Source organism: Streptomyces sp. WAC05292, from assembly GCF_003949955.1.
Lineage (GTDB): Bacteria > Actinomycetota > Actinomycetes > Streptomycetales > Streptomycetaceae > Streptomyces > Streptomyces globosus.
In genome coordinates this window covers 1-4,565 of the sequence record NZ_RPSE01000459.1, presented here as the reverse complement: position 1 = coordinate 4,565, position 4,565 = coordinate 1, and the positions used below count along the sequence as shown (strand labels likewise).

Here is a 4,565-nt window from a genome sequence, read left to right as displayed (position 1 = left end):
GGTCGGGTGGCCGGGGGTGGGCGACGGGTCCGCCTCCCCTGCCGGGGCACGGGCGGGGCCCGTGGATGCGGCCGCCTCGGGCAGGCGCAGCGTGAACGTGGAGCCCTGGCCCTCCGAGCTCCACACGCTGACCTCCCCGCCGTGGGAGGCCGCCACATGCTTGACGATCGCGAGGCCGAGGCCCGTTCCCCCGGTGGCGCGGGAGCGGGCCGGGTCGACGCGGTAGAAGCGTTCGAAGATCCGCTCGCGGTCCTTCTCGGGGATGCCTATGCCCTGGTCGGTGACGGAGATCTCGATCAGGTCGCCGCCCGGGGCGGTGACGCGGCGGGCGGCGATCCCGACGCGGGTCCGGGCCGGACTGTAGTTGACGGCGTTCTCCACCAGGTTGCCCAGGGCCGCCGCGAGCTGGCCGCGGTGCCCCCAGACGCGCAGGTCGGCGGTGCCGCCGGAAGCCATGGTGATGTGCTTCGCGGACGCGGTGTGGCGGCAGCGGTCGATCGCCTCCTCCACCAGCGTGTCCACGCGGACGGGCTCGGCGTCGTCCAGCGGGTCGTCGTTCTGCACCCGGGACAGGTCGATGAGCTCCTGTACGAGGTTGATCAGGCGGGTCGCCTCGATCTGCATGCGGCCCGCGAAGCGGCTGACCGCCTCGGGGTCGTCGGCGGCGTCCATGACGGCCTCGGACAGCAGGGAGATCGCGCCCACCGGCGTCTTCAGCTCGTGCGAGACGTTCGCGACGAAGTCGCGGCGCACGGCCTCGATGCGGCGGGCCTCCGTGAGGTCCTCGACCAGCAGCAGCACCAGCCGCGAGCCGAGCGGCGCCACGCGCGCCGAGACGGCGAGGGCCTCCCCGCGGCCGGTGCCGCGGCGCGGCAGGTCCAGCTCGACCTGGCGTATCTCCCCGTCGCGGCGGGTGTCGCGCGCCATGTGCAGCATCGGCTCCACGGCGAGCCGGCCGCCGCGGACGAGCCCGAGGGCGTACGCCGCGGAGCTGGCCTTGACCACCGCGTCGCCCTCGTCGAGCACGACGGCGGAGGAGCGGAGCACCGACAGCACGGTGTCGACCCCGGGCGGGAGCACCGCGTTCAGGTCGGGGCGCATGGAGCTCCGGGTGGGGCGGGCCTGGTCGCGCTCGCTCCAGCGGAACGCCAGCGTGGCGACGACACCGGTGCAGGCACCGGCGATCGCTGCAGCTGCGGCGACCGCCGCGTTCACGTCCATGCGTCCAGGTTAAGCAGGCGCGACGGCACTTCCCCAGCCGTTCGGGGGGTGCCTCGAACAGTCGTCGCCCAGAGTTCACCGGGGCGACGGAGCCGATTCACTTCCGGTGCCGGAGTCGGACGCGTACGCCGTCCAGCGTGGCACCGTGGGGCTGAAGCCCGCATCCGGGCCGGCCCCCGGGCACCGCGCAGTAGGCCAAGAGAGGGACACCATGCGTGACGCGTACCACGAGGAACTGGACTCGATCGGCGAGAGCCTCGTCGAGATGGCCCGGCTGGTGGGCTCCGCCATCGGGCGGGCCACGACGTCCATGCTCGACGCCGACCTGAAGCTCGCCGAGAGCGTCATCGCGGCCGACCAGAAGATCGACGACCTCCAGCACGACCTGGAGGCCCGCGCCATCGCGCTCCTCGCCCGGCAGCAGCCGGTCGCCACCGACCTGCGGATCGTGGTGACCTCGCTGCGGATGAGCGCCGACCTGGAGCGCTCCGGCGACCTCGCGCAGCACGTGGCCAAGCTCGCGCGGCTGCGGTTCCCGGACGCGGCGGTCCCGCGGGACCTGCACGCGACGATCCTGGAGATGGGGCAGCTGGCGCAGCGGCTGATGGCGAAGGCCGCCGAGGTGATCATCACGAAGGACGTGGACCTGGCGCTCCAGCTGGAGACGGACGACGACGAGATGGACCAGCTGCACCGCACGCTGTTCCAGCACCTGATGGACGACCGCTGGAAGCACGGCATCGAGACGGCGGTGGACGTGACGCTGCTGGGCCGCTACTACGAGCGGTTCGCGGACCACGCGGTGTCGGTGGCCAAGCGCGTCGTGTACCTGGTGACGGGCGAGCACGCGGACGAGCTGCAGGCGCCGGTCCCGCCGGAGGAGGTCTGACCGGGCGGCCGGCGGCCCGGGTCCGGACCCTGCACGGGCGCCGTCGAGCCCCTGTGCGCCGTTGACGCGCCCGTGCGGCTGGGCATGAATGAGGCGGAAGGCAGTAGGCCCACGCGTACACCGCCTGCGAGGAGGAACCATGCCCGATTCCCCCGTCCCCGTCACTCCGGAGTCCGAGAGGGAGCCGGCTCCGGAGCCGCTGCGGCTGCCGCTGCTCGCGGCCTGCGGCTGCGGCTCGGGCTGCGGCTGCGGCTGCCAGTCCGGAGCCCCCTGCCAGTGCGGCGGCTGACACCGCCCACGACCGCCCCGCCGAACACCCGGGAGCCCCCCCCGCCCGCGCATGCCGCGGCCAGGGGGCTCCCGCGTACAGGCTTTTCGCCGGTTTCACCGGTACCGGGACGCGCCGGCCGCTACGCTGCGCAGTCCGGACAGCGGTCCACGAGGCGGGGGGAGCCCGATGAGGCGCAAGGACCCGGAGTACCAGCCTGCGGTGGAGGCCGCCGCGGCGATCCTGCGGCGGCAGGCCCGCCGGGGGAAACCACTCACGTACGGCGATCTGAGCGCCGAGCTGGCGAAGCAGGGCTTCGACTCGGTCCCGCCCCACCGCGGAGTGATGACCTACCTGCTCAAGGACGTGTGCCTGCACGGCAACGAGGACGGCCGGGCGCCGATGCTCTCGGCGATCGTGGTGAACAAGGCGAGCCGCCGGCCCTCCGAGCAGTTCTCGGTCCTCGCGCGCTCCGCCCCCTTCTCCCGGCCGGCCGACTGGACCTGGCAGGACGAGCAACGGGACGTTTTCGCCCGGTACGGCGAGGAGTGACGGCCGGGAGCCCCCGGCCCGCGGACGACGCGGGCCGACGGCTCCTTCGGGCCGGTCCTTACTTCTTCTTGCCCTGGTTCTTGACGGCCTCGATGGCGGCCGCCGCGGCCTCCGGGTCGAGGTACGTGCCGCCCGGGTTGAGGGGCTTGAAGTCGGCGTCGAGCTCGTACGCGAGCGGGATGCCGGTCGGGATGTTCAGGCCCGCGATGTCGGCGTCGGAGATGCCGTCCAGGTGCTTCACCAGGGCGCGCAGCGAGTTGCCGTGCGCGGCGACCAGGACGGTGCGGCCGGCCAGCAGGTCCGGGACGATGCCGTCGTACCAGTACGGCAGCATGCGGCCGACGACGTCCTTCAGGCATTCCGTGCGCGGGCGCAGCTCCGGCGGGATCGTCGCGTAGCGCGCGTCGTCCGACTGGGAGAACTCGGTGCCGTCCTCGAGCGGCGGCGGCGGGGTGTCGTAGGAGCGGCGCCACAGCATGAACTGCTCCTCGCCGAACTCGGCGAGCGTCTGCGCCTTGTCCTTGCCCTGGAGGGCGCCGTAGTGGCGCTCGTTCAGGCGCCAGGAGCGGTGGACCGGGATCCAGTGGCGGTCGGCGGCCTCCAGGGCCAGCTGCGCGGTGCGGATGGCGCGCTTCTGGAGGGAGGTGTGCACGACGTCGGGGAGCAGGCCGGCGTCCTTCAGCAGCTCACCGCCGCGGACCGCCTCCTTCTCGCCCTTCTCGTTGAGGTTGACGTCCACCCAGCCGGTGAACAGGTTCTTCGCGTTCCACTCGCTCTCGCCGTGGCGGAGCAGGATCAGCTTGTACGGTGCGTCGGCCATGCACAGGAGCCTAATGGACGGCTCCGGCGGGCGGCACGCGGTGCCGGGGCCCTCGCGGATTGACGGTACGCGTCAATCCGGTGGCTTCCGGAACGCACCGAACCGTAGGGTGCGGACTGCTGGGGAGACACTTACATGTTCGGGGGGATCGCGTCATGTCCGCGGGAAGTCTCATACGTGCCGCACGCGAGAGCGTGGAGGGGCTGCCACGGGCGTTCTGGTGGCTGTGGGCGAGCACGCTCGTCAACCGGCTGGGGGCGTTCGTCGCCACGTTCATGGCGCTGTACCTGACGCTGGAGCGCGGCTACTCGGCGTCGTTCGCCGGGCTCGTCGCGGCGCTGCACGGGCTGGGCGGGGTGGTGTCCTCGCTGGTGGCGGGGGTGATGACGGACCGGCTGGGGCGGCGGCCCACGATGCTGGCGGCGAACCTGGCCACGGCCGGGTCGGTGGCCCTGCTCGGGTTCATGGAGCATCCGGCGGCGATAGCCGCGGTGGCCATGCTGGTGGGCATGGCCTCGAACGCCTCCCGCCCGGCGGTGTCGGCGATGCTGGCGGACATCGTCCCGCCCGAGGACCGGGTGCGGGCCTTCGCCCTGAACTACTGGGCCATCAACCTGGGCTTCGCGATCAGCTCGGTCGCCGCGGGGTTCGTCGCCGAGTACAGCTACCTGGCGGGCTTCCTCGGGGAGGCGGCGCTGACGCTGGTGTGCGCGGTGCTCGTGTTCGTGAAGCTGCCCGAGTCGCGGCCCGCGGCGACCGAGCTGATCGCGAAGCCCAGGTTGATGGCCCAGTAGTTCAGGGCGAAGGCCCGCACC

At 72.7% G+C, this 4,565-nt stretch carries 5 protein-coding genes and 1 pseudogene; 4 read left to right on the top strand and 2 right to left on the bottom strand.

Annotated features, from left to right (window positions below; all coding sequences use genetic code 11):
• A partial coding sequence (locus EF903_RS29170; protein WP_260616081.1) for a cell wall metabolism sensor histidine kinase WalK occupies positions 1 to 1,221 on the bottom strand: 1,221 nt, incomplete at its 3' end.
• Between the two features lie 211 nt (positions 1,222 to 1,432).
• On the opposite strand from EF903_RS29170, the gene phoU reads away from it, so the two are divergent.
• The 3 genes from phoU to EF903_RS29160 all read left to right on the top strand — a co-directional run bounded on the left by phoU (position 1,433) and on the right by EF903_RS29160 (position 2,930).
• The gene (gene phoU, locus EF903_RS29165; RefSeq protein WP_125548007.1) at positions 1,433 to 2,110 is read left to right on the top strand and encodes a phosphate signaling complex protein PhoU; all 678 of its coding nucleotides are present in this window, start codon (positions 1,433 to 1,435) and stop codon (positions 2,108 to 2,110) included.
• 139 nt (positions 2,111 to 2,249) lie between these two features.
• Positions 2,250 to 2,399 carry a hypothetical protein gene (locus EF903_RS34435; RefSeq protein ID WP_185902886.1) on the top strand — a complete coding sequence of 50 codons (150 nt, stop codon included), beginning with the start codon at positions 2,250 to 2,252 and terminating at the stop codon, positions 2,397 to 2,399.
• 168 nt (positions 2,400 to 2,567) lie between these two features.
• Positions 2,568 to 2,930: a hypothetical protein gene (locus tag EF903_RS29160; protein WP_125548006.1), complete on the top strand. Its 363-nt coding sequence runs from the start codon at positions 2,568 to 2,570 to the stop codon at positions 2,928 to 2,930.
• Between the two features lie 58 nt (positions 2,931 to 2,988).
• Here EF903_RS29160 and EF903_RS29155 read toward each other — a convergent pair whose 3' ends face one another.
• Positions 2,989 to 3,750 (bottom strand): phosphoglyceromutase, encoded by a 762-nt coding sequence (locus EF903_RS29155; RefSeq protein WP_125548005.1) that lies wholly within the window; start codon positions 3,748 to 3,750, stop codon positions 2,989 to 2,991.
• A gap of 155 nt (positions 3,751 to 3,905) precedes the next feature.
• Between EF903_RS29155 and EF903_RS29150 the strand changes: the two are divergent.
• Positions 3,906 to 4,499: pseudogene (locus EF903_RS29150) on the top strand (MFS transporter); the annotation flags it as partial.
• Positions 4,500 to 4,565 lie beyond the last annotated feature (66 nt).

What these genes read in the sequence shown, in the direction of transcription:
- phoU (WP_125548007.1), top strand. Translation starts at nt 1,433, where the DNA reads ATGCGTGACGCGTACCACGAGGAACTGGACTCGATCGGCGAGAGCCTC.
- EF903_RS34435 (WP_185902886.1), top strand. Translation starts at nt 2,250, where the DNA reads ATGCCCGATTCCCCCGTCCCCGTCACTCCGGAGTCCGAGAGGGAGCCG.
- EF903_RS29160 (WP_125548006.1), top strand. Translation starts at nt 2,568, where the DNA reads ATGAGGCGCAAGGACCCGGAGTACCAGCCTGCGGTGGAGGCCGCCGCG.
- EF903_RS29155 (WP_125548005.1), bottom strand. Translation starts at nt 3,750, where the DNA reads ATGGCCGACGCACCGTACAAGCTGATCCTGCTCCGCCACGGCGAGAGC.